Source organism: Rhizobium sp. BK379 (assembly GCF_014193955.1).
GTDB lineage: Bacteria > Pseudomonadota > Alphaproteobacteria > Rhizobiales > Rhizobiaceae > Rhizobium.
Window position 1 is genome coordinate 405,429 of record NZ_JACIAD010000006.1, and the last position, 24,068, is coordinate 429,496.

Here is a 24,068-nt window from a genome sequence, read left to right on the forward strand (position 1 = left end):
ACTGCCTATAATCTGGGAAAAAAGCTTTCGAGCAATGGAGCGGGCGTTCCTTCCGATGCAAGCCAAAAAGAAAGACAGTCTCCCCGCCAGTATCATCGCTTCCATCAAGAACAGGAAGAAACGCGTCGAGACCTGGCGTGCCGGGCCGAAGCCGCGCGGTGACGGCACGCTGATCGCCTCCTACAACGTCCATAAATGCGTCGGCACCGATCGACGCTTCGATCCGGAACGCACGAGCCGTGTCATCCATGAGATCGATGCCGATGTGATCGCCTTGCAGGAGGCCGATACGCGCTTCGGCGAGCGTACCGGCATTCTCGATCTCGCCCGGCTGGAGCGCGATACCGGGCTCGTTCCTGTTCCGATTTCAGGGGCTGTAAAAGCGCATGGCTGGCACGGCAACGTGGTGCTCGTGCGAAAGGGCCTGGTGCATGACGTGCATCAGGTGAAGCTGCCGGGCCTGGAGCCCCGCGGGGCACTGGTTGCGGAAATAGAGCTCGAATCTGGCGGCAAACTGCGCATCATTGCCGCCCATTTCGGGCTGCTGCGCCATTCGCGGGCACAACAGGCAAAGACTCTGGTCGATCTCATCAGCGACCGTCACGAAATGCCGACAATCCTGCTTGGCGATCTGAACGAATGGCGGCTCGGTGACCGCTCGTCTCTTCACACCTTTCAGATGGCCTTCGGTCCGCTGCCGCCCGCCGTTCCGAGTTTTCCGGCCGGCTTGCCGGTCCTGGCGCTTGACCGCATCATTGCCAACCGGAAAGGGATCATCTCCGCAGTGGAGGTGCATGACACTCCGCTCGCCCGCATGGCGTCCGACCACCTGCCGATCAAGGCGGTGGTCGATCTGCAGCAGGAGCTGGCAAGGACCTGAAATCGTTCGGGCTTTCAGGCCCGGACGGGAGCGGGAAGGAGCTTGCCTTTAAGCAGCAGCCACAGTGTGCCGATCGCGATAAGCGCAAGTGCGATATTGACCAGGATGAAGATCACCGGCGCAAGATGGCTGATCGCTCCAGTGTCGCCATGTCCCATCAGACGCAAGCCGGCAGTCGAAAGCGCCGTCAGGCCGAAGGTGAAGGCCCAGTATGAGCCTGCGAAGGGCTGCTGCATGATCCAGGGCAGCTGACGGCCGACAATCAGAACCTGCAGAATGGCGTAGCCGAACATTGCATGCACGAACATATCGGGCGCACCGCCGGTGACGCTGAGATAAGCTACGCTGCCAACGGCAGGCGGGGCAATCTGGATGCCAAGAGTTGGCCGAAGGGGAGCGGCAAGTTCCGGGGCCATCAACAGCCGGTGCAGCAGCACGGATTCGATCGCCAGCCACGAGAAGAACCCTGCGCCAAAGGCGAGCTGGCCCCAATCGGCATAACCAAGCGTACCTGCCGCAATAGCGGTGACGAAGGAGCCGGCAACCGTTGGCAGATAGAGGACCGGCGTGTTGGTGACCGGATCACGTCCGCCACGCCACAGAAGCCCGGTTCGCCACAGCAGGAAAAACAGGGTGACGGCAAATCCGACCATTGCCAGCGCTTCGGCCGCGATACGCGAATAAGGAAGTATAGCAACTCCTGCCAACATGGTCGCAACACCGATCAGCCCGACAAAGCAGCACTGTATGGGATGCTCAAGCTCGGCCATCGCCTCCTTCGGCGCGATGAGCCATTTTGCTGCGTAGAGGAGAACGAGGAGCAGCCAGATGGCGAAGCCGAGCAGGCTGATCGCCTCGCCTATACCAGGCGAGACGGGCCAGACGGCAGAGGCAGCGCGCCAACTGTTGCCGAGCCCGACAACGCCGAGAACAATGCCAAAGAATGCAGCGGGTATGCGGGGCAGCGACATTTTCGTTTCTCCGGGCTGATCCGGCGGGCGCTACGCCCCACCGGCAGTGCAGGTGGTCGTCACTTAGCAATAGCGTCGGCAGCGTCCATGACGCGAGCCGAATAGACAAGAGCAGCGCCTGCATTGACAGAAATTGCAACGCCGAGGGCTTCGGCAATTTCTTCCTTCGTGGCGCCAAGCTTCTGGGCTTCGGTTGTATGCACGACGATACAGCCATCGCAACGAACGGTAACAGCGACGGCAAGAGCTATCAGTTCGCGCTGTTTGGCGTCGAGGTGATTTGTCTTCTGCCCGGCCGTCGAAAGGGTCTGGTAGCCTTTGATGGTTTCGGGCGCGATTTTGGAGAGTTCGCCGATCCGGCCGAAGAGTTCGCTGCGATATTCCTTCCAGTCCAACATGAAAGTCACTCCATCTGAAATCAGCACCGGCGTGATTGCCTCTGCTGCCGGAAATGACTATGACCGCAAGGGCCGATACTTTGAATGCTCAGGAAGGTCATTTTCTAGCGCGATCGTCTCATGGATGTTTTAAGCCGCCTCATTGAACTTGCCCGCCTACAGCCAACGCTCGACATTCGCTGCCGGCTGCAAGGCGCGTTTCATATCGATCACGAACCCGTTGCAGCAGGTACGTTGCCGTTTCATCTGATCCTGGGCGGCGACTGTCTCATTCGCCTCGGCTCCGGTCGTGAAATCACCTTGCGCTCCGGCGATTTTCTGCTGCTGCCGCGCGGCGACGCGCATGCGATTATCGGTTTGCGGCCACGCGGAGAAATGCAGCCGCTGCGCGTTACGACGGGCGGTATGTTGCCCTTGCGCGAAAATGGTCAAGGCGAGGCCGATGTCGACCTGCTCTGCGGTCATTTTGATTGCGCTCCAGGATCGGCAGCCTTGCTGCTCGACAGCCTGCCTGACGTCTTTCACGTATCGCTCGCTGCGGAATCGGAGGAAATGCTGAAGACGCTTGTTGCCATGCTCTACAGGGAAACAGCTGAAGAGAAGCCGGGAGCATTGGCGATTATCACCGCGACTTGTCTCTCGCTCTTCATCATGGCGGTAAGGGCGGGCAAGGCCTCTCCCATCGCATCGGCGGGACTGTTGCAGTTGCTTGGCGATGCCAGGCTTGGCAAATCCGCAGTGGCGATAATGTCCTCGCCGGCCCTTGCCTGGACGATTGATGATCTTGCCCGCCATTCGGCCATGTCGCGGGCAACCTACGCCCGGCAATTTCGCGAGCGCGCCGGAATGACGGTCGGCGCATTCCTGACCGATATCAGGATGATGCTGGCGAGCGACCTGCTGCTCCGGACGCGGCGAACGGTTGCAGATATTGCTGCAGAGGTCGGTTATGAATCCGAAGCTGCCTTTGGCAAGGCTTTCAAGGCACGACGGGGCATAACACCGGCCCGCTACCGTTCTGCGGAACAGGCAAGGCAGACCGGGCAGCAGTGATGGCCCAGGAACGGTGCGCTAGCCGCTGTGCCGTTCCACTTCCGTCAGGACGGAGATAAAGGCGCGCAGACTCTGCGGCACGTGCCTATGACCGGAATAGTAGAGGCAGAGACCGGGTATCGGCGGACACCAGTCGTCAAGAACGGAGACCAGTGCGCCGCTGGCAAGATAGGGCCGGGCAACCCTTTCCGCCACATACGCAATGCCAAGACCCTTCGCAGCCGCCTCCGCCATCAGTCCCACATGATCGAGCGTCAGTGCGCCAGACACCTCCATGGTCACTTCCTGTCCGTGTTTTTCAAACTCCCAGCGATAGAGCTTGCCACTCGGCATGCGCAGGCGAATGCAGCGGTGATGCCTCAGATCCTCCGGTGTTATCGGTGATTTGTGATTTCTCAGATAGGTGGGTGCGGCAACCGCAAGGAAGCGTGCGTCTCCCCCGAATTCTACAGCGACCATATCGAGCGGTACGGATTCTCGCAGGCGGATGCCGGCGTCGAAACCTTCGCTGACAATATCCACCAGCCGGTTTTCGGTCACCACATCGAGCGATATCGCGGGATAACGTTCGAGAAAAAGAGGGATGGCCGTATTCATCAGCACTCGGGCCGCAATCTCGCTGGCATTGATGCGCAGAGTGCCACTTGGCTGACCGCTGAATTCGCCGACTGCGTCGAGCGCCAGATCAAGATCCCGCAACACGGGCTTCAGCCCGTCGAGAAGCATTTCGCCGGCTTCGGTGACTGCGACGCTGCGTGTCGTGCGATGCAGCAGGCGCACGCCCATGCGCGCCTCCATGTTGCGCATCATGTGGCTCAGCGTCGAAGGCGATAAGCCAAGTTCACCGGCCGCCCTGCGGAAGCTGCGGTATGTGACGATTGCCGCAAAGGCGTTGAGATCATCAAGTGTCGGCCGGTAACTCATGGGTATTTTTCAACAACTCATGCAAGTTTGAACGGATTATCACATCAATAATCACCTCTATCTTTGCTGTCATCAAGCCGCGATCCAGCGGCATCAGAAAGGTAGAGACGATGACGAAGACATGGTTCATCACGGGCACATCCTCGGGTTTCGGCCGGATCATGACCGAGAAGCTGCTGGCGCGCGGCGATCGGGTGGCCGCCACCCTGCGAAAGCGGGAGGCCCTGGCTGACCTTGAGGCGCAGTATGGCGAACGGCTCTGGGTCGCAAACCTGGACGTCACCGACGACCGGGCCGTTCGTGCAGTCGTCGACGCCACCTTTCAGCAGATGGGGCGCATCGACGTCGTCGTCAGCAATGCCGGCTACGGCCTGTTTGGCGCTGCAGAAGAGGTGAGCGATGCGCAGATCCGTCATCAGATCGATACCAACCTGATTGGCTCCATCCAGGTGATCCGCGCGGCCTTGCCGCATCTGCGTCAGCAGGGCGGGGGTCGCATCCTGCAGGTCGCTTCGGAAGGCGGACAGATCGCCTATCCGAATTTCAGCCTCTATCACGCGACCAAATGGGGGATCGAAGGTTTCATCGAGGCGGTAGCGCAGGAAGTTGCTTCCTTTGGCATCGACATCACCATTGCCGAACCGGGACCGGCGGGCACGGATTTCGGCGCCGGTCTCGTCAGGCCGCCGCAGATGGATGTCTACGAGGACACGCCGGCCGGCCAGGTGCGCAGGGCAATTGCCGGCGGCTCGTTCAAGATCCTGGGCGATCCGGTGAAGATGACCGACGCGATGATCGCGGCGGCCGAAAAACAACCGGCACCCAAAAGACTTGCGCTTGGCAGCACGACCTATCAGTCGATCCGCAAGGCTCTGGGCGAGCGGCTTGCCGAGCTGGAAGCACAGAAGGAGATCACGCTGTCGACCGATATCGACGCCTGACTACCCTCAGCGGTCGATCGTCGCCATGATCGTGTCGTTGTAACGCTTGCCGGAAACCTTGCCGGGGGCAAGCGCTTCATCGAGCGCCTTCATGTGTTCGGTGCTAAGCGCGATGGAGGCAGCGGCGATATTGTCTTCCAGATAGGCGCGGCGTTTGGTGCCGGGGATCGGCACGAAATCGCTGCCCTTGTGGAGGATCCAGGCGAGCGCCACCTGGCCAGGCTTGACTCCGAGCGAGGATGCAACGGAGCGGACGGCCTCGGCCGCGCGAACATTGGCGTCGTAATTTTCGCCCTGATAGCGTGGATCGCCACGGCGGAAATCGCCTTCCGGATAATCCTCTGCGCGCTTGACCTCTCCGGTCAGGAAGCCTCGGCCGAGTGGGCTGAAGGGCACGAGACCGATGCCGAGTTCCTTCAAAGCGGGGATGACGTCGGCTTCCAGATTGCGCTCCCACAGCGAATATTCACTCTGAACGGCTGAGACGGGCAGGACGGCATGAGCGCGGCGGATATTGGTGACACCGGCTTCGGAAAGCCCGAAATAGCGAACCTTGCCCTCCTTGATGAGTTCGGCAACGGTAGCAGCGACGTCCTCCATCGGGACAGCCGGATCGACGCGGTGCTGGTAGATGAGATCGATGTGGTCGGTGGCAAGACGCTTGAGCGAGCCCTCGACGGCGCTGCGAATGGTTTCTGGCCGGCTGTCGCGCTCGGTGCCGACCTGCTTGCCATCCTTCAGGCGAAAGCCGAATTTGGTGGCGAGCGTCACCTCGTTGCGGCGACCCTTCAGCGCACGGCCGAGCAATTCTTCATTCCTGTAGGGGCCGTAGACCTCTGCCGTGTCGAGAAAGGTGCAGCCGAGCTCGATGGCGCGGTGAAGGGTGGCGATGGATTCCGTTTCATCCGCCGGGCCGTAGGACTGGCTCATTCCCATGCATCCGAGGCCGATGGCCGATACTTCAAGTCCCTGGCTGCCGAGTTTGCGCTTCTGCATCATCATGCTCCTGCTTCTCATAAGGGAGAGGTCTATATAGACCCCGGCGCAGGATTATGAATGCGCGAAAATCCCGATAAACTGCGTGAGCGTTCAGGTGTTCCGGCGGTGCCGGTTGTTCCGGTCATCAGATGTGTAGGTGGCGAGGCGAAGCGCATCCATCAGGACGGCAATGATTTGCTTCCACATGGCGTTTCTCCTTTCGCCAGTGTTCTCCTCCTCTTGCGCCCAGTGTTCAAACGAGCTTATCGTCGGTTTCGGATAACTTGAGGTTATGGGATGAAACGCGGCCGGCTTCCCCTGACGGCATTGCGCAGCTTCGAGGTTGCTGGCCGGCTCGAGAGCTTCACGCTTGCGGCGGAGGAACTGTTCATCTCGCAGGCGGCCGTCAGCCGGCAGATCCGCGAGTTGGAGCAACTGCTGGGTGAGCCGCTTTTCGAGCGGCGTCATCGCAGTGTTCTGCTGACGGGAAGCGGACGGAAACTGCTTGCCGTGCTCACTCCATCCTTTGACCGGATCGATGAGTTCCTGGAGGATATCCGCGGGGCTTCAATGTCTGCGGATCTGAAAGTCAGCGTCGAGCCTTCCTTTGCCGCTTGCTGGCTGGTGCCGCGACTGCCGGAATTCCGCAAACGCCACCCTGACGTCGACATCTTGCTCGATGCCGATCCGAGGACGATCGAATTTCGTACCGGCCAGGCGCAGATCGCGATCAGGCACAGCGCCACCGTCACTGCATGGCCACGAACAGAAAGCCGGCACCTGATCGATGTCCGCATGGTGCCGGTGATCGCATCCGATCTTCTGGAACGTGGCACGCCGATCTCCTCTCCGCATGACATCTTTGCTTATGGGCTTTTGCATGAGGAGACCCGCGACGCCTGGAGCCGGTGGTTTGGGGCGGCTGGCCTTGCCATGCCCGAGACGGCGAGGGGGCCCGTCTATGCCGATGACGGCCTCGTGCTGCAGGCGGCGCTGCGCGGCCAGGGCGTTGCGCTCCTTGATGAATCTTTTGCAGAGGAGGAAATCCGGGGTGGCCGTCTACGCCAGCTTTTCGATCTCGCTGTGCCGAACGGCGCCTATTGGCTGGTGGCCCGCAGCTTCGGCCGCCTTCCATCCCCGGCCGCGGATTTTGCACGCTGGGTCACCGAAAGCTTTCACAAGCGCTGACGTCTACCTGCCTCTCGCCATCCGCTTTTGGGCGGCCTCGCGGACAAGCTTCCATCGGGTAAGCTCAAGCGTGGCGTCTGCCAATGCGCGATGCGCCGGGATTGCCGCCTTGCTTCCCTCGATGATGCCGTCGATGAGCCTCGACAGCTCTGTCTCGGTGACAGTCGCTCCTGTCAATTCGCGCGCCGTGGCCATAAAGGCATCACGTGACTTACCGAGCCTGAGAGCATGGCGCGGAAAGCCTGCGGCGCGCAGGAGAACGCTGAGCCATTTTCCGTCCCATGACGGCGCGCTCGCATAGAGATCATGGCCGGTCAAAACCTCAATCATTTCGCTGGCGACCTGTTCCACCGGCACGCCCTGCGACGCGAGCAGTGCCTGCGGAATCCCGTGGATTGCTTCCGCATCCGCAGCCCAATCGTCCCAGTCGGGGGCAGGCCGGATCAAGGTCGAGTGCGAGCGTCCATCCTCGAACACCCAGGCAACCTCGATGGGAACGCTTTTCTTGCTGAGGGACGAAGCCTCGAAATCCAGGAAAACGATCAATGCAACGCGACAGGCGAGAGCTGCCCTCCAGCGAAAGACTTTATCCCGATCGGACCGTGCTTCAAGTTTCGGGCGCCGGCTCGAACGAACAGGAAATGCAGCCTAGCTCTGCCGGCATTTATTTGTCGAGCCGCGTGCCATCGGCGCTGAAGATATGGAGGTGGGCAGGATCACAGATGAAAGCGAGCTGACTGCCGGTTGCGATGTCGCCAGATCCTCTATATTCGACAGTGAGAGGCTGACTGTCGCCAAGCTGACAGTAGAGGAATTGAGTCCCGCCGAGATATTCGTCGAAATCAACCCTTGCCGCCAGAACCCCATCCCGCGGTTCGGCAATGCTCAGATGTTCCGGCCGCGCGCCGAGCGTGATCTTCTGGCCCGCCGTCAGGCCCGCGCCCCCGATCGGCGAACGAATGCGGTTGCCTGCCACCAGAATGCTGCCGTCACCCGCCCAGCTTGCCTCGAGCAGATTCATGCGCGGCGAACCGATGAAGCCGGCAACAAAGACATTATTGGGTCTTTCGTAGATCTCGCGCGGTGTTCCCGCCTGTTCGATATGCCCGTCACGCAGCACGACGATCTTGTCGGCAAGGGTCATTGCCTCGGTCTGGTCGTGCGTGACGTAGATCATCGTATTGCCGAGCTCACGGTGGAGCCTGGCGATCTCGATGCGCATGGAGACACGCAATTCTGCATCGAGGTTCGACAGCGGTTCATCGAAAAGAAAGACCTCCGGCTTTCGGACGATCGCACGGCCGATCGCCACGCGCTGCCGCTGTCCACCAGATAGCTGGCCCGGTCGGCGGTCAAGCAGATGGTCGATCTTCAGGATCGCCGAGGCCGCCTTGACGCGGGCCTCGATCTCCGAGGCCTGCGTCCGCGCCATTTTCAGGCCGAAGGCGAGATTGTCGCGCACACTCATATGCGGATAGAGCGCATAAGACTGAAAGACCATGGCGATGCCGCGGTCGGAGGGATCGAGATCGGTGACGTTACGCCCCTTGATCTCGATCTCGCCGTCGGTGACATCCTCCAGCCCCGCGATCATGCGCAGCAGCGTCGATTTTCCGCATCCGGAGGGACCGACGAAGACGACGAAGGACCCGTCCGATATGGTTAGGTCGATGCCGTGGATGACTTCCAGATTGCCGAAACTCTTGCGAATTTCGGTCAGCACGACGCCCGTATCCGCCATTTTATTCACCGCGCGCCTCTCCGGCTCTGACCCAGACGAGCATCTCGCCCGGTTCGCGATTATCCCAGAAAGGATAGGGCACGAAACGCGCGCTCGCCTGTTTTGCGGTAGGCGGAGACGTACGGTAGAGCGCGGCGCCCCAATCGGCCGTGTCGCGGCTGATAGGAAGGTCGAGAGCGACTGCCCCGCGAAGGCCTGCAATTTCTGTTGTCTTCGCCTGCGAGACATCGGCGGAAAGGGTAATGCCATTCAGCCCCTCGCCATTGTCGGTCTCCTCGACGCAATAGACGAGCGGACCGCGCATCAGGGCTGTGCGGCCGGCATCCTGGCGGACCAGCGGGTTGGCAAAGAGCTTACGGGCGGTCAGCGGGATCGAGAGATCCACCTTGTCGCCGCTCTTCCAATCGCGCTCGATACGCGCATAACCATCGATGACGACGGATTGCAGATCGAGTTTTTCGCCGTTGACGGAGAGCGCCGCACCTTCGGCCCATTCCGGTATGCGTAGCGACAGCGCGAAACGGGCGGGATGGTTGACTGCCACATCGAAATGGATCGCGCCATCCCAGGGATAGCGGGTCTGCTGGGAAAGCTCGACCTTGGCGCCGGCAAGATCAAAACGTGCCCTGCTTTCCCCGTAGAGATGGACGGCAATCTCGTCTTCGGCGATCGCATACATATAGGAGCCGACGGAGGCGAGCAGGCGGGCGATGTTCGGCGGGCAGCAAGGGCAATGGTGCCAGATCCAGCGGTGATGCTTGCCGGCACTTTCCAGCGGGTTCTCGTAGAAGAAGCGCGTGCCGTCGAGCGAAAGGCCGGCCATGGCACCGTTGTAGAGCGCCTGCTCCATGATATCGGCGTAGCGACGATTTGGACCGCGGCCGAGCATGCGGTTCGCCCAGAAGACGAGGCCGACGGAGGCGCAGGTCTCTGCATAGGCGCTTTCGTTCGGCAGGTCGTAATAGTCGGTAAAGCCTTCGTTGGAGGCGGCCGGGCCGATGCCGCCGGTGACATACATCTGCTTGGTTGTCAGGTCGTCCCAGAGAGTCTCGAGTGCTGATGTCAGCGTATCATCGTTATATTCGGTCGCGATATCGGCCATGCCGGCATAGAGATACATGGCGCGCACCGCATGGCCGACGACCTTCTTCTGTTCGCGCACCGGCAGATGAGCCTGGCCATATTCATAGGTCTTCTGGTGGAAATCGGCAGCACTGCGACCGTCGCGGGCAGCCTCGTCGGTGAAGAAATGCGGTTCGGTGCCGCGCTCGTCGATGAAGAACTTCGAGAGGTCGAGATATTTCTTCTCGCCGGTGACACGCGCCAGCTTGACCAGCGCAAGTTCTACCTCTTCGTGGCCGCAATATCCGGGGAACTGGCCGGGGCCGTGGCCGAAGACCGTGATCAGGTAATCGGCATAGCGGCTCATGATGTCGAGCAGCTTCTTCTTGCCGGTCGCCTGGTAATAGGCGACGGCGCCTTCGATCAGGTGTCCGGCGCAATAGAGCTCGTGATGGTCGCGCAGGTTCGTCCACCGCCGGCCCGGCTGCACGCGTTGGAACCAGGCGTTCAGATAGCCGTCCTTGTCCTGGAGTTTCTCATACATGTCGATAATCTGGTCGACGCGAGCCTCGAGTTGCGGATTGGGCCGGCGGTAGAGTGAATAGGCAACGGTCTCGATCGACTTGCCGAGATCGCTGTCCCAGAACATCTGCGTCGTGCCGCCCCAGGGACCGATCGGAATGACGACGCCGGGGCTCGGCTGCGTCACGTCGATTGCCTGCAGCATGCCGGCCTCGACACAGCGGTCGAGCAGCGTTTCGGCGGTGGAATCGCAGATCGCGTCCTGGCGATCGCCAAACAGCCCCTGCAATTCGACACTTGGCACGGGCAGGGGACGGAACTGGCGATCTCTTTTCAGCTGGTTCATGGCTTCATCCATTTTGTTGAAAGGTCATCATTTCACCGCGCCGGCCATCAGCCCGCGCATGTAGTAGCGTTGCAGGAGCAGGAAAACGATCAGGCAGGGGATCGTCATGACGACGACGCCGGCCTGGACCGCGCCCCAGTTGATGGCGCCGAGGCGCCCGGCGCGCACCGCCGTCATCAGGACGGGAAGCGTGTATTTCTCGTTGCTGGAGAGCAGCACGAGGGCGGCCAGGAATTCATTCCAGGCATTGAGGAAGGCAAAGATCGCGACTGTCGCAATACCCGGCAGCACCAGGGGCAGAAGCACGCGGATCAGCAGTCTCAGATCCCGGGCACCGTCGATGCGTGCTGCCTCCTCGATCTCCTTCGGCACCGCGTCGAAGGCGTTGCGCATCATGAAGACGGAGAAGGGAAGTTGCAGCGTGACATAGACGAGGGTCAGCCCCAGCAGCGAGTTGTTGAGGCCGAGCTTTGCCAGGATGATGAAGAGCGGCGTCAGGATCGACTGGAACGGGATCATCAGCGTCGCGATGATCAGCACGAAGAGGGCATTTTTCAGCGGGAAGCGGTAGCGAGAGAAGCCATAGCCAGCGAGCAGGCTGACCGCGACCGTCAACAGTACCGTTGCCAGCGAAACGAAGAGCGAGTTGATCATGTGCCGCCAGATGCCGGCGCCGAACGTATCGAGCAGCGCGTAGGCATCGAAGCTGACACCTGTCGTCGGCCATGGGGGCAGCGGCGGCAGGCTCGACTCCGTACCGTGTCGGAACGAGGCAAAGAGCGTGATGATGAAGGGCGCCAGGAAGAAGATCGAAATGGCGATCCCGGCGACATGATAGGCCGATTGCGACCTGAAGCGCTTGCGGGCGCGGCGTTCCCGTGAGGAGATCATCAGCGTTCCTCCCCGACACGCAGCAGCCAGAGCTGGACGATGGATATCGCAACCAGGATCGCCAGAAGAGCGATCGACAGGGCGGACCCGTAGCCCAGATTGAAGGATACGAAGGACTGGTTGAAGATGTAATAGACGACCGAGATCATCTTGTTCTGAGGTCCACCCGAGGTCATGATGTAGAACTGGTCGAAGGCAAGGATCGACCCGGTGACCGAGACGATCAGCGCTAGCGCAATCGTTTTGCGCATCAGCGGCAGGGTGAGATGCCGGAAGCGCTGCCAGCGCCCGGCGCCATCGATGCGGGCGGCCTCCGTCAGTTCGGACGGAATGGCCTGCAGCCCGGTCAGCAGGATGATCATCGTAAAACCTGCGATCTTCCAGACGACCATGACGATGATGGTCGCGAAGGCGGTATCGAAGCTTGCCATGATATTAGGGCTTCGCTCGACGAGGCCGAGTGCGCGAAGGGCAGGGCCGAAGAAGCCGCTATCGACATTGGCAAGCCAGACCCACAGAAGCGACGCCGTCGCCAGTCCCACCACGACGGGCAGGAAGATGATCGTCCGGTAGGTGCTGACGAAGCGGCGTTCCTTTTCGACGAAGATTGCCAGCGGGAAGGCGATCGCAAAGATCGCGATGGTCACGATGACGGTGTAGTAGGCGGTGAAATTCAGAGCTGCCATAAAGCGGCTGTCGTTCCACATGCGGGTATAGTTGGCAAAACCAATCCAGCGCGAGGCGCCCATCAGCGGCCAGTTGTGCAGGCTCATCCAGCCGGTGAACAGCACGGGCATGACGAAGAAGACGATGACGAGCGCCATGGCGGGCGCAATGTAGAGAAAGCCGCGCCATTGCGACCTTCGCCGTTTTCGGACAGCGCGCGTGCGCTGAGGACCGGAACCGGTCATCGAAACCTCCGCATTTTATAAGGTCTTCTAGCTTTGAATCGGCCGGGGAACTGCCACCGTCCCCCGGCCACGGCCGGGAGAGTTATTGGCCGCTGTCGATGATGGACTGCATCTCGGACTGGGCGTTCGAGAATGCGCCATCGACGTCGTCACCGAAGATTGCTGCGTTGGTGAAGGTCGCCCAAGGTCCGTTGGCGCTGTTGATCAGATCATTGAACTGCAGCGTGTAGGGTGTCTTGGCCACAGCGATTGCCTTCAGGCCCACCTGCATGCGGGGGTCGAGCCCGGCAAGCACCTGGTCGGCAATATCGCCGCGTGTCGGCAGGCTGCCGTATTTCGCCAGGACTTTCTGGCCGTCCATCGAATAGATGTATTCGAGGAATTCCTTGACCGCATCGATCTTCTTCGTGCCCTTGGTGATGACGAAATTGTCGCCGCCGGCAAAGGACGAAGTCTTGCCGTCGACGCTGGGGATCAATGTCACGCCGAAGTTGATATCCGGATACTTGGTGACCAGCGTACCGATGGCAAAGGCGCCGAGGCTCTGTTGGCCGATCTTGCCGTTGGTGAAGCTCAGGAAGCTCGTACCATTGTCGCTTGCTGCACTTGCCGGAACGAGATCCTTTTTCACCATATCGCGATAGAAGCCGACCGCCTTGCGCATCTGCGGAGTATCGAGCGTCGCGGTCTTGCTATCCTCCGAAAGGATATCGGCACCGGCACCCCAGACGAGTGGCGTGAACGTGAAGATCATGCAGCCGCCACAGCCACCGCCCGAGAAGTAGAAGCCATAGGTATCGTCGCCGAGCTTGCGGATCTTTTCAGCGTTCGCCTCGATTTCCTCCCAGGTCGCGGGCGCCTTTTCGGGGTCAAGACCGGCCTTCTTGTAGAGGTCCTTGTTCCAGGCGAAGACAGAGGTTTCGACTGAAAGCGGCAGGCCGTAGATCTTGTCCTGATAGGTGCCGAGCTTGACATGCGACGGCGACAGCGAATTGAAATAGGGCAGGCTCTTGGCCCAGTCCGTCAGGTCTTCGAGCTGACCTGCCGCGGCAAAGGCCGGTGTGTAGATCAGGTCCATCGACAGGGCATCAGGCGCCTGGCCGCCGGCGATTGCCGTTGCATATTTCTGCACCAGTTCGCCGAAGGGCACTTCGGTGGTGACGACCTTGTTTTCATGGCTCGCATTATAGGACTCGACGACCTTGTTGAAGGCATCGCCGATACCGGTGCGGACCCACATTTCGATCTTTTCGGCAGCCGAAGCTGTCGAAACCAGGCAGAGTGTGGCAAGGCTGGTTGCCACCAATAGACGCTTCATCATGGCTCTCCTCCCAATAAGGCGCGTCTCCTTCGCGCCGTTGCTATATTCCGAGGGTGTCTCCCCCGCATGACTGCCGCACGACGAGACGGCACGGCAGTTTCCTGATGCCAGGCTCCACCGGACGTCCCTCCGCAAGCGCCAGAACCGTCAATCCGGCCTGCCGCCCCAGTTCCTTCAATTCCATATCGACCGTCGTCAGCGGCGGGCGCGTCTGGCCGGCGACAATCTCCCAATTGTCGAAGCCGACCACCGAAACATCCTGCGGCACCCGAATACCGCGCTCGCGCAGCGCATCGATGACGCCGCGCGCAATCTGGTCGTTGCCGCAGAAGATGCCGTCGGGCTTTTCGCCGCTGCCGCTCCACAATCTTGCGACGGCTTCGTGGCCCCAGCTTTCCGACCAGGCTCCAAACAGAACCGGCCGCTCCTCTCCCGCAACCTTACGATAGGCATCGGCACGCTCACGTACCGAAAAGAAATTCTCCGGTCCGGTGACATGCACGATCCGCTTGCGCCCGAGCTTTGCCAGCCATTCGATGGCAAGCCGCGCGCCCTGCGCATCATCAGAACTGAACGTCACGGTTCCCGGCGCTCCCTCCGTGAAGGCGTAGACGACGGGCACGTTCAAATTCGACAGATCGATCGGCAGCCGTCTGTCCAGACGCTTTCCTGTGGCGATAATGCCGTCGACCTGTTTGTCGAGCATCGCCTCCACATGAATCTGACCGAGTGCCGGATCCTCCTCGATCGCGCACAGGAAAACCGAAACGCCGTGATCAACGAGAGCATCCGATATGCCGGCCATGACCGGCAGGGTAAAGCGACCATAGGTATCGTTGGTAAGAAGCCCGATCGTGAAGCTGCGCTTGCTGAGCAGCCCTCTCGCCAAAGCGTTCGGTCTGTATCCGATCTCTGCCGCTATGCGCTTGACCCGCTCGCGCGTTTCCAGTCCCATCCGGCCTGTATCGTTGAGCGCCTTCGATGCCGTCGAGATGCTGATTCCAGCTGCCGCCGCGACGTCATGAATGGTAATCCGGCCTCTTTTTTCTCCCGTTGTCTCCAGCAACCCCTCCCGTCGAGCTTGCGATGAGAAAAGCTTTTCTCAACAGAATTGTCAAGTGGGAAAAGGTTTGCGCAATTGCTTTGATCTTGAGCGGGCTGCAGAAGATGGACGTACGATGGCAGATGATGAGCCGGCTTTTGGTCGAAGCCTGGCGCTGCGGGCTTGTTAGTGTGCGAACGCAATCACTTAGAGATAGCCGACGTGGTCGCCGAACGGGACATCTTCATCCAGGTTGCCGCTGCCGATGCGCTCGCTCTCACCGGACAGACGTTCTTCGTCCGGATCAGGGGCCTCTACATGGAGGTGGGTGGAATGATGGTCCAGATGCCGGCCCGCTGCCGGATCATCATCCGCATCGATACGGTCTTCGTCGCTGTCAGCGGAATGACGCTCGTCTTTTTTTCCACTGCCGGCGGTGATCTTTGCCTGTCGCTCGGCGACCCAGGCATTGTCCGGTTCGGAGCCGATGGAGGTGCTGTGGTTTACGTGTGTGGCCGAGGAGGGTGCGGTGGGCGAGGTGGGCGCAATCTTTTCGACCATTGAAATTCCCTAGCTTATGGCCCGACTGGCAGGCTTGTCTATGATTTCTGTCGCCCAAGCGGGTGCGCATGGGGATCGATGCTGATCTGGTCGCGACCCCTCATCTTGGCCGCATAGAGCGCCAGGTCGGCCCTGCGATAGATATCATTGGCATAGTCTCCGCTCATGACACAGGCAATACCTGCGGAAAAACTGTAGCGGAAGCTGAGTTGGTCGGCCAGCGGACGGGACTGTCTGACGGCAACCAGCATGCGATTGACGATTTCTGCCGCTTCCTCGGGAGCCGTGTTCGGAAGAACCAGAACAAATTCCTCGCCGCCCACGCGGCCGAGAATATCGGTCTTGCGCACCATTTTCTGCAGCGTAGCGGCGAAATCCTTGAGAACGGCATCGCCTGCAGTATGGCCGAAACGATCATTGATATATTTGAAATTGTCGATGTCGAGAACTGCGAGGCAACCGACTTTCTCGGGCTGGTGGCCATAATTGCGCACCAGCTCCTCGAGTTTTGACATCACGAAACGTCTGCTCGGGATGCCTGTCAGCTCGTCGGTCTGGGCGGCCTTGATTGCGCTGTCGCGATCTTGCCGCAGCGTCCTCTGATCGGAGCGGATCGATGTTACGTCGCTCGCAATACAGAGCATCCAGCCATTGGCCTGCATGGTTTCGGTCATCCATAACCAACGGCCGTCATGAAGGTCGGTCTCAAAGGCGCGAAACCCGCTTTTCCCTCGGCGGGCAAGCGTCGACAACAGCCAGCTCTCAAAGTCGGTCGCGGCAATGATCGTTCCGCGGCGGGCGTGAAAGTTGCGCCGCATCAGCTCGGCCCATTGGGGCTGTTCCTCTTCTGCGACAAACCAGGCATCGCGAAACGCGCGATTGGCAAAACGCAGCCGGTCATCCTGGTCGTAGACCGCAACCATGACGCCCGCAACGTCCATCAGCTGCGCCATTTGCAACATTGCTTCCGTGTCAGCCAAGGTCATCATGCCCTCAGAACAGATCATCATCAGCTTGCACTATCCGCCCCGCGTGAAGAAACAGTTAGCCGGTCTGCATATGCGCAGACCGTTCTGACATCATCAACAGTTGCGGTGCAATTCCTGCCAGGCTGCAATTATTCCTCCAAGTGGAATAATACCTTCCGCATTCTGCAGATTAACGGATTCCGGTGAATGGCTATTGTTGGTCCCAGGCCAGCACGGGCTGTTGGCGAATTTGTCAAAACGGAGAACTGAGATGAACAGACTGATCCTTTCGCTGATGCTGGCAACTGTCAGCTTTGCTCCCCTTTCCCAAGCTGTCGCCGCTCCTGCCAAGCAGGCTGCGATCACCCAGCAGGTGCCGGTGACCGTGCACTATCGTTCGGCCAAGATCGATGGCGTCAACATGTTCTATCGTGAAGCCGGTCCGTCGGATGGTCCGATCGTCCTGCTTCTGCACGGCTTCCCGACATCCTCGCACATGTTCCGCAATCTCATTCCGCTGCTCGCGGATCGGTATCACGTCATCGCGCCGGACTATCCGGGCTTCGGTCAGAGCGATGCACCCGATCACACCAAGTTCGCTTACACTTTCGCCCATTACGCAGACATGGTCGATACGCTCATGAACCAGCTCGGCGCCAAGAAGTATGCCATGTATCTCATGGATTATGGCGCACCAGTCGGCTACCGCCTGGCTCTCAAGCATCCCGAACGGGTGAGCGGGCTGATCGTCCAGAACGGCAATGCCTATGAAGAAGGCCTGCGAGAGTTCTGGGATCCGATCAAGGCTTACTGGGCCGATGACTCCAAGGAAAAGCGCGAGGCCCTGTCCAATCTTGTGGTCCTCGAGACCACCAAGTTCCAGTACACGGACGGTGTCAAGGACCTCACCCGCATCAGCCCCGACAACTGGGTTCACGATCAGGCCCTGCTCGACCGTCCCGGCAACAAGGATATCCAGCTCGATCTCTTCCACGATTACGGCACGAATGTCCCGCTCTATCCGCAGTTTCAGGCCTTCTTCCGCGAACGCAAGCCGCCGACGCTGATCGTCTGGGGCAAGAACGACAAGATCTTCCCCGAAGACGGTGCACATCCTTACCTGCGTGATCTTCCGGACGCCGAAATGCACCTCCTCGATACCGGCCATTTTGCCCTCGAAGACAAGCTGGATGAAATGGCGCCGCTTATTCACGACTTCCTCGACCGCAAGGTCGCAAAGTAAAACTCGCTTATACGAGAGCCCGCGCATTCAGAGATGAATGCGCGGGCCTTTGCTAATTGAAGTGCCTGTTGGACCTCAGTTTTCCCACCGCAAAATCGATGAAGCTCCGTACTTTTGCCGAAGCATGCCGGCCTTCCGGATGAACGACGTGGATCGGCAGGGCTTCTTCCTCGTAATCGGACAGGATCGTGCGCAGTTCACCTGCCTCAAGCTGCGGTGCGATCTGATAGGACAGGACGCGCGTCAGGCCCCAGCCGGAGGCCGCCGCCGAGATGGCAGCTTCATTGGTGCTGCAGAAGAGGCGCGGATTGACCCGCACAGTCGACTTCTTCTGCACGCCGAAACGCCATTCTAGCGATGTCCATGCACTGGTCGATGCGATGATGCGATGGCGCGACAGATCGCTTGGGCTTATCGGGACACCGTGCTTTTCAAAATAGATGGGCGACCCGCATATGACACGCCTCACCTGGCCGACACGTGTTGCGGTGAGGCCCGAGTCCGGCAGATGGCCGATACGGATGGCCACATCGATGCCCTCATCCACCATGCTGACAACCCGGTCGACGAACAAGCCACGACCGATGACATCAGGGTAAAGATCGAGATATTCGGTCATCAGCGGCAGGACGAACATTGTCCCGAACATGGCCGAGGTCGTGACGGTGAGGGTGCCCGTCGGTTTGCCGTAGGTGCCGGCAGCGATGGCTTCCGCCTCCGAGAGATCGGCGAGAAGTCTTTGGCAGTCCGCAAAATACTGGGCACCGGCTTCCGTCAGCTTGACAGATCGGGTCGTGCGCGCCAGGAGGCGTGTCCCAATGACCTCTTCCAGGGTGGACACGATGCGTGTGACTGCCGGCGGGCTCATATGGAGTTGCCGTCCTGCATCTGCAAAGCTCTCAGCCTCCGCAACCTTCACGAAGACCCTCATTGCCTGCCATCGATCCATGCGCCCCACATTCTCGTGAAAATCTCGGTCCCGCACCAAGCTTTAAACGCTTTTATTCCGATCGCAATCTATCGGTCCCATAGCGCAAGCCGCTGAACGGCAATCTTTTATCTGGCGGGCGATGGGTCCAGTCTCCTGATGAGGGTGGGCAGTTCCGACGCGATGTCCGGAACGCCGAAAGCCATCAGTTGCCGACTCGCGACCATGCTTGCCTCGTCGTCACCGGCTTCGATCGCCAGTGCGCATTTCACGGCGATATCGACAAGCAGGTCGAAGCTGCCTCCGCGTTTTGCAGCATCGATCTCCGCGCCGCTCAACGCCAGATGTTTCGCCTCCGCCTCCAGCAATCGGACGGCGTGGGGATCATGTCTCGCGTTTGCGATGGCCAGTTCGATTTGTACGCGCATGATCGGGGTTATGAGATCTTTACTCACTTCATTCTCCATAGGCTGCGAATAGCGGTCGTCTCTTCGCTCGCGTTTCGAGCCTGTCGGCAAAGATGTCGGGTGACGCTTTGGCTGGTGGAGCGATCGCGAGCCGTTGGCCATTCGCAGACGGAACACCGTCGACGCATTGGTACACCTGGCCGCATTGGGCTTGAACAGGGGTTCTGTTGAAGACTTTCTTTCCAATAGCGAAACAATCGGACAAAGCCGCTCCGCTGAGGCTTTTTTGCAAAAGCGGACCCACACCAAAGAACAGTTCCTGACACGCGGAGGCTCTGCTAACCGTCTTAAAACGCCGACAGAGTGCTATAAACCGAGACAACTGCATTCAGCTTCGAGGAACGCCATGCCCCAACCCGTCCTGTTTTCTCCTTTCACCGTGCGCAGTCTTGAACTCGCCAACCGTATCGTGATCGCGCCCATGTGCCAGTACTCGGCCGTCGACGGCTGCATGACGGACTGGCATCTGATCCATCTCGGCCAGTTGGCGCTTTCCGGTGCCGCACTTCTGACCATTGAGGCAACCGCTGTCGTTCCCGAAGGACGCATCACCTTTGCCGATGTCGGCCTTTATGATGACGCCTCCGAAGCCGCGATGGCCCGTACGCTCGAAAGCATCAGGAAATGGTCGGATATGCCAATCGCCGTGCAGTTGGCGCATGCCGGCCGCAAAGCCTCGACCGAGGTTCCCTGGAGAGGCGGCGCTCAGTTCGCGCCGACCGATCCGAACGGATGGCAGACCGAGGCACCTTCCGCCGTTGCCTTCAACCCGAACTACGTGCCGCCAACTGCGCTCGATCGCGAAGGCATGAAGCGGGTCCGCGATGCCTTTGCCGCTGCCGCACGGCGGGCGGCGAAAATCGGCATTGATGCCGTTCAGATCCATGGCGCTCACGGCTATCTGCTGCACCAGTTCCTGTCGCCCTTGTCGAACCAGCGAACCGACGACTATGGCGGCTCGCTGGAAAACCGCGCCCGCTTTCCGCTGGAGGTTCTCGACGCCGTGAGGGATGCCTTTCCCTCCGATCGGCCGGTGACGATGCGCGTTTCTGCGACCGATTGGGTCCAAGGTGGTCTGGAGATTTCCGAGAGTGTGGAATTTGCCAGGATGCTCGAAGCAAGGGGCTGCAACGCCATCCACGTATCGAGCGGCGGCCTGCATCCCTCCCAGGCGATCCCGATCAGCCCGAGCTACCAGGTGCCGCTCGCACGAGCAATCAAAAGTGCCGTCAAAATGCCGGTCATCGCCGTCGGCCTGATCACAGAGCCGACGCAAGCCGAGGCAATCGTGGCGACCGGCGATGCGGACCTCATCGCACTTGCGCGAGCCATCCTCTACGATCCTCGCTGGCCCTGGCATGCAGCCGCCGAGCTCGGCGGGCAGGTCAAGGCAGCCAATCAATATCTCCGCTGCCAGCCGCCGCAGCTCAAAAGCCTGTTTGCGAAATAGGACCGAGCGCAAATATCCGCGCGCGGAAAACGCTGTCTGCGTGAGCGTTCAGGCGGCTGTTTGACACCATGATTATGATGTACCCTTCCGGCTGCGATAAATGGGCGGGAGGGGCTCATGACCGATACGGGCACAGTGATCGTCGGAGCAGGTCCCGCCGGTCTTGCCTGTGCGGCGGCGCTCAGAAAAAATGGCCGCTCCTCGTTAATTCTCGAGAGTGCAGACAATCTGGCTGCCTCGTGGCGAAGGCACTATGATCGGCTGCATCTGCATACCGCCAAGGCCCATTCAGGGCTGCCCGGAATGCCCATGCCGGGAGAGTTTCCAAGGTATCCCTCACGGCTGCAGGTGATCGACTATCTCGAAACCTATGCGCGCGCCAACGATGTCAGGATACGGTTTCGCAAATCGGTCACGCGTATCCGGCGGGAGCAAGGCTGGATCGTCGAGACGATCGATGGAGACGCCTTCGACGCCCGAACCGTGGTGATCGCGACCGGGCTTTCCAAAGCCCCGATAAGGCCGGTCTGGAAAGGCCAGGAGAGCTTCGCCGGGAAGATCCTGCATTCCTCGGAGTTCGCCAATGCAAAGGCACTTGGCGGGGGCCGGGTGCTCGTCGTCGGCTTTGGCAATTCAGCAGGCGAGATCGCGCTCGAATGCGCTGAGGAGGGTCTTGAGATCGGCATGTCCGTGCGCGGGCCGGTAAACATCGTCCCACTGGAAATGTTCGGAATTCCGACCGCGACAATCGCCATTGCGCAACGTTACTTTCCTTACCGCCTGGTCGATGCCGTCAACGCGCCGCTTCTGCGTCTGCGCTACCGCGACATGGAGAGATTGGGGCTGCAAAAATCCACGGATGGTCCTCTGACCAATATCGCCGAGAAAGATCGTACACCTTTGATCGATATTGGAACCATGGCAGAGATCAGGATCGGAAGGATCAGGATCTACCCGGGCATTAAAAGCTCGGATCGTCACCAAGTGCATTTCGCCGATGGCCGATCGGCGGATTTCGACACCATCGTCCTGGCGACTGGTTACCGTCCCTCGCTGGAAGCCGTATTGCCGGATTTCGTCGAGAGATTTGATGGCGCCGACAGGCCGAAAAGGGGAGACCTCCAGCCAAGGAGTGACGGTCTTTATTTCTGCGGGTTCAATCCGGCCTCAACGGGCCTTTTGCGTCAAATCGGCATCGAAGCTATCAGCATTGCCCGATCGATAGCGGAGCGATGAACGAAGCTCGGATCGAAATCCCATGAGCGCCAATGTCGGGAATGGCGGCTTCAGCAACGACGCCAAGAGCCAAGTCCCGTGGACATCGTGCGGAGATCCCGGATCAATCCGCCGGGACCGTTTTCGTTGGTGGGTTCGAGGCCGAGCTTCGTCAGCCAGCACCACATGCTGACCCGATGGAACAGCGTATAGAGCCAGAGCGCCCGCTCGATATCGGGATGATCGAGAGCACCGTAGCCCTCGAGGATGGGTTTCCGGCTGCGCGGATCTTCATGTGCCGAACAGAAGAGCGCCTTTGCAAGATCGAAGAGCTTGTCCGCTGCCCGCGCATTGCCGAAATCGACAAGCCCACTGAGCTGAAGTCCGCCTGGATCGGTGCGCAGGGCCAGCACATTGCCCTGATGAAAATCATCGTGGCAGAGGACGGCACCGCTGCTTTCCCGCAGGAGGTCGATGCTTCCTTCTGCCAGTTGCTGCAGACGACGCCCAAGATCGGCATCGCCGCCGAAGTCGCGGAACCGCCGGAACACATCCTCGAATGCTGATGTCATATAGTCGGCATTCGTCGGCATCGATTTGGCGATCCCGTGGCCGAGTACGTAGCCGTAGGCCGGCATCGGCATTGCATGGATATGTCTCAGCAATGCACCCATCTGGCGGTAGGCATTGTCGATATCCGGCTCCGCCACCCAGCCGCGCAGCGAGCGGCCGGGCAACAGCGGCAGCAAGGCATATCGCAGCGGCAAGAGGCTTCGCGACTCGTCGATCTCAAGCCACTTTGGCGCAAGCGGTGTCAGCTCCGTGAACCAGCCGGCCACAAGCTTCTCCTTGGCCGGTCCCCATTCAGGTTCGTCGGGATAAATTTTGAGCACCAGCGGTTCGCGGTCAGCGCCGGCGAAGTCGATCCTGTAGACCTCCGTGCTGCCGCCATGAAGGCGGGCAAAGCCGTCGGCGACAAGCCCAGGATCGAGATTTTGGACGATCCGCTGGATGGTTTCCCTATCGAGCTCCAAGGTCGTTCGTCTTTCCGGTGCCATCTGTAGTCCCTGGACGACGCGCGCAGCCATTTTCAAGATGCGAGGCCAGAAGTTGCGTACTGGAAAAAGCCACCCGGATGATCGGTCGGCGCGGAGTGGGCGCAGAATGCTGTGCCCAATACAGCTGGTCAATCTCGTTCCGTCGAAATATGCCTTGGCTTTGCGAGCTTCTGGAGGCCGGACGTCTCTTGATGAAGGTTTCGATGTCACTGTGGTGGACTGGCGATTATTGAGCCGAATACCCATATAGGCGTCAACGAAGCGCACCTGACGATTCCCGTCCAACTCGCGCATTGGAAAGGAAAGTTCTATGACAACAGAACGTGCAGTACTTGCTGGCGGCTGCTTCTGGGGAATGCAGGACCTTATTCGACGCCTTCCCGGCGTTATTTCAACGCGCGTCGGTTACACCGGTGGCGAAGTCCCCAATGCAACCTATCGCAATCACGGCAACCATGCCGAAGCGATCGAGATCATTTTCGATCCGCAAAAGACGAGCTATCGCGATATCCTGGAATTCTTCTTCCAGATCCATGATCCATCGACCCGCAATCGTCAGGGCAATGACATTGGCGCAAGCTATCGGTCCGCAATTTTCTATGCTGACGAGACCCAGCATCGCATTGCCGAGGACACGATCGCCGATGTGGATGCTTCGGGCCTCTGGCCCGGGAAGGTCGTGACGGAAGTCGTTCCCGTCAGCGATTTCTGGGAAGCCGAGCCGGAACACCAGGACTATCTCGAACGTATTCCGAATGGCTACACATGCCACTTCGCTCGTCCGGGCTGGAAATTGCCGAAGCGGCAGTCGAACGTCGCTTGAGCGTTGTCGACCGGGAAAATTGAACGGATTTGACGAGCGGCGGCCTTCCGGGCCGCCGTTTTGATTCACGAGATCATTTCAATCTGTCCGTATGGCCTCCGCATCATGATCAAACCCTTGTTTGATCATATCGCTTGGGTGCTGCCGCCATCGTGACATCCACCGCTTTCGGCGAGGGCGATGCGA

24 protein-coding genes are annotated in these 24,068 nt (G+C 59.8%); 8 read left to right on the forward strand and 16 right to left on the reverse strand.

Going from position 1 to position 24,068, the window contains the following annotated elements; translation table 11 throughout:
- The first annotated feature begins 55 nt into the window (after positions 1 to 55).
- Entirely contained in the window at positions 56 to 880 is an 825-nt protein-coding gene (locus FHT93_RS25830; protein ID WP_113014667.1) for an endonuclease/exonuclease/phosphatase family protein, read from the forward strand.
- A gap of 14 nt (positions 881 to 894) precedes the next feature.
- On the opposite strand, the gene tehA is transcribed toward FHT93_RS25830, so the two are convergent.
- Together tehA and FHT93_RS25840 are read right to left on the reverse strand one after the other, a co-directional pair.
- Positions 895 to 1,851, reverse strand: a complete 957-nt coding sequence (gene tehA, locus FHT93_RS25835) for a dicarboxylate transporter/tellurite-resistance protein TehA (protein ID WP_112969029.1) — start codon at positions 1,849 to 1,851, stop codon at positions 895 to 897.
- Positions 1,852 to 1,910: 59 nt separating this feature from the next.
- Positions 1,911 to 2,249 (reverse strand): carboxymuconolactone decarboxylase family protein, encoded by a 339-nt coding sequence (locus tag FHT93_RS25840; protein ID WP_112546190.1) that lies wholly within the window; start codon positions 2,247 to 2,249, stop codon positions 1,911 to 1,913.
- 120 nt (positions 2,250 to 2,369) lie between these two features.
- On the opposite strand from FHT93_RS25840, the gene FHT93_RS25845 reads away from it, so the two are divergent.
- The gene (locus tag FHT93_RS25845; protein ID WP_183850098.1) at positions 2,370 to 3,302 is read left to right on the forward strand and encodes an AraC family transcriptional regulator; all 933 of its coding nucleotides are present in this window, start codon (positions 2,370 to 2,372) and stop codon (positions 3,300 to 3,302) included.
- Between the two features lie 18 nt (positions 3,303 to 3,320).
- On the opposite strand, the gene FHT93_RS25850 is transcribed toward FHT93_RS25845, so the two are convergent.
- Positions 3,321 to 4,226, reverse strand: a complete 906-nt coding sequence (locus FHT93_RS25850; RefSeq protein WP_183850100.1) for a LysR family transcriptional regulator — start codon at positions 4,224 to 4,226, stop codon at positions 3,321 to 3,323.
- A 110-nt stretch (positions 4,227 to 4,336) separates the two neighbouring features.
- Between FHT93_RS25850 and FHT93_RS25855 the strand changes: the two genes are divergently transcribed.
- Complete coding sequence (locus FHT93_RS25855) at positions 4,337 to 5,167, forward strand: SDR family oxidoreductase (protein WP_183850102.1); 831 nt, start codon at positions 4,337 to 4,339, stop codon at positions 5,165 to 5,167.
- A 6-nt stretch (positions 5,168 to 5,173) separates the two neighbouring features.
- Here the strand turns inward: FHT93_RS25855 and FHT93_RS25860 are convergent, their stop codons facing one another.
- Positions 5,174 to 6,169 (reverse strand): aldo/keto reductase, encoded by a 996-nt coding sequence (locus tag FHT93_RS25860; RefSeq protein WP_183850104.1) that lies wholly within the window; start codon positions 6,167 to 6,169, stop codon positions 5,174 to 5,176.
- Positions 6,170 to 6,442: 273 nt separating this feature from the next.
- Between FHT93_RS25860 and FHT93_RS25865 the strand changes: the two genes are divergently transcribed.
- The gene (locus tag FHT93_RS25865) at positions 6,443 to 7,333 is read left to right on the forward strand and encodes a LysR substrate-binding domain-containing protein (RefSeq protein ID WP_183850105.1); all 891 of its coding nucleotides are present in this window, start codon (positions 6,443 to 6,445) and stop codon (positions 7,331 to 7,333) included.
- Between the two features lie 3 nt (positions 7,334 to 7,336).
- On the opposite strand, the gene FHT93_RS25870 is transcribed toward FHT93_RS25865, so the two are convergent.
- The 9 genes from FHT93_RS25870 to FHT93_RS25910 all read right to left on the reverse strand — a co-directional run bounded on the left by FHT93_RS25870 (position 7,337) and on the right by FHT93_RS25910 (position 16,683).
- The gene (locus FHT93_RS25870; RefSeq protein ID WP_183850107.1) at positions 7,337 to 7,879 is read right to left on the reverse strand and encodes a transcriptional regulator; all 543 of its coding nucleotides are present in this window, start codon (positions 7,877 to 7,879) and stop codon (positions 7,337 to 7,339) included.
- Between the two features lie 118 nt (positions 7,880 to 7,997).
- Positions 7,998 to 9,074, reverse strand: coding sequence for a sn-glycerol-3-phosphate ABC transporter ATP-binding protein UgpC (gene ugpC / locus FHT93_RS25875; RefSeq protein ID WP_183850109.1), 1,077 nt, complete (start codon positions 9,072 to 9,074; stop codon positions 7,998 to 8,000).
- A 1-nt stretch (position 9,075) separates the two neighbouring features.
- Positions 9,076 to 11,004: a glycoside hydrolase family 127 protein gene (locus FHT93_RS25880; RefSeq protein ID WP_183850112.1), complete on the reverse strand. Its 1,929-nt coding sequence runs from the start codon at positions 11,002 to 11,004 to the stop codon at positions 9,076 to 9,078.
- A gap of 27 nt (positions 11,005 to 11,031) precedes the next feature.
- The gene (locus FHT93_RS25885; RefSeq protein ID WP_112546198.1) at positions 11,032 to 11,895 is read right to left on the reverse strand and encodes a carbohydrate ABC transporter permease; all 864 of its coding nucleotides are present in this window, start codon (positions 11,893 to 11,895) and stop codon (positions 11,032 to 11,034) included.
- Positions 11,895 to 12,806 (reverse strand): sugar ABC transporter permease, encoded by a 912-nt coding sequence (locus tag FHT93_RS25890; RefSeq protein ID WP_112969037.1) that lies wholly within the window; start codon positions 12,804 to 12,806, stop codon positions 11,895 to 11,897. The genes FHT93_RS25885 and FHT93_RS25890 overlap by 1 nt, the downstream gene beginning before the upstream one ends.
- Before the next feature lie 82 nt (positions 12,807 to 12,888).
- Positions 12,889 to 14,127, reverse strand: a complete 1,239-nt coding sequence (locus tag FHT93_RS25895; protein WP_112546200.1) for a sugar ABC transporter substrate-binding protein — start codon at positions 14,125 to 14,127, stop codon at positions 12,889 to 12,891.
- A gap of 40 nt (positions 14,128 to 14,167) precedes the next feature.
- A complete protein-coding gene (locus FHT93_RS25900) occupies positions 14,168 to 15,193 on the reverse strand; it encodes a LacI family DNA-binding transcriptional regulator (RefSeq protein ID WP_112546201.1) in 1,026 nt (341 codons plus the stop codon).
- Between the two features lie 183 nt (positions 15,194 to 15,376).
- Positions 15,377 to 15,730: a hypothetical protein gene (locus tag FHT93_RS25905; RefSeq protein ID WP_113208335.1), complete on the reverse strand. Its 354-nt coding sequence runs from the start codon at positions 15,728 to 15,730 to the stop codon at positions 15,377 to 15,379.
- 38 nt (positions 15,731 to 15,768) lie between these two features.
- The gene (locus FHT93_RS25910) at positions 15,769 to 16,683 is read right to left on the reverse strand and encodes a sensor domain-containing diguanylate cyclase (protein WP_183850177.1); all 915 of its coding nucleotides are present in this window, start codon (positions 16,681 to 16,683) and stop codon (positions 15,769 to 15,771) included.
- Between the two features lie 286 nt (positions 16,684 to 16,969).
- On the opposite strand from FHT93_RS25910, the gene FHT93_RS25915 reads away from it, so the two are divergent.
- On the forward strand, positions 16,970 to 17,941 hold the full coding sequence (locus FHT93_RS25915; protein WP_183850114.1) for an alpha/beta hydrolase: 972 nt from the start codon (positions 16,970 to 16,972) through the stop codon (positions 17,939 to 17,941).
- A 52-nt stretch (positions 17,942 to 17,993) separates the two neighbouring features.
- Here the strand turns inward: FHT93_RS25915 and FHT93_RS25920 are convergent, their stop codons facing one another.
- Entirely contained in the window at positions 17,994 to 18,890 is an 897-nt protein-coding gene (locus FHT93_RS25920; protein ID WP_183850116.1) for a LysR family transcriptional regulator, read from the reverse strand.
- A gap of 107 nt (positions 18,891 to 18,997) precedes the next feature.
- Positions 18,998 to 19,585, reverse strand: a complete 588-nt coding sequence (locus FHT93_RS35700) for a hypothetical protein (protein ID WP_246781725.1) — start codon at positions 19,583 to 19,585, stop codon at positions 18,998 to 19,000.
- 97 nt (positions 19,586 to 19,682) lie between these two features.
- Here FHT93_RS35700 and FHT93_RS25930 point away from each other — a divergent pair, with 97 nt between their 5' ends.
- Together FHT93_RS25930 and FHT93_RS25935 are read left to right on the forward strand one after the other, a co-directional pair.
- Complete coding sequence (locus FHT93_RS25930; RefSeq protein ID WP_183850118.1) at positions 19,683 to 20,786, forward strand: NADH:flavin oxidoreductase/NADH oxidase; 1,104 nt, start codon at positions 19,683 to 19,685, stop codon at positions 20,784 to 20,786.
- A gap of 117 nt (positions 20,787 to 20,903) precedes the next feature.
- Positions 20,904 to 22,022 carry an NAD(P)/FAD-dependent oxidoreductase gene (locus FHT93_RS25935; protein ID WP_113014462.1) on the forward strand — a complete coding sequence of 373 codons (1,119 nt, stop codon included), beginning with the start codon at positions 20,904 to 20,906 and terminating at the stop codon, positions 22,020 to 22,022.
- Between the two features lie 50 nt (positions 22,023 to 22,072).
- On the opposite strand, the gene FHT93_RS25940 is transcribed toward FHT93_RS25935, so the two are convergent.
- Positions 22,073 to 23,059 (reverse strand): aminoglycoside phosphotransferase family protein, encoded by a 987-nt coding sequence (locus FHT93_RS25940; protein WP_183850120.1) that lies wholly within the window; start codon positions 23,057 to 23,059, stop codon positions 22,073 to 22,075.
- Positions 23,060 to 23,369: 310 nt separating this feature from the next.
- Between FHT93_RS25940 and msrA the strand changes: the two genes are divergently transcribed.
- Positions 23,370 to 23,882 (forward strand): peptide-methionine (S)-S-oxide reductase MsrA, encoded by a 513-nt coding sequence (msrA, locus tag FHT93_RS25945; RefSeq protein ID WP_029868850.1) that lies wholly within the window; start codon positions 23,370 to 23,372, stop codon positions 23,880 to 23,882.
- Positions 23,883 to 24,068 lie beyond the last annotated feature (186 nt).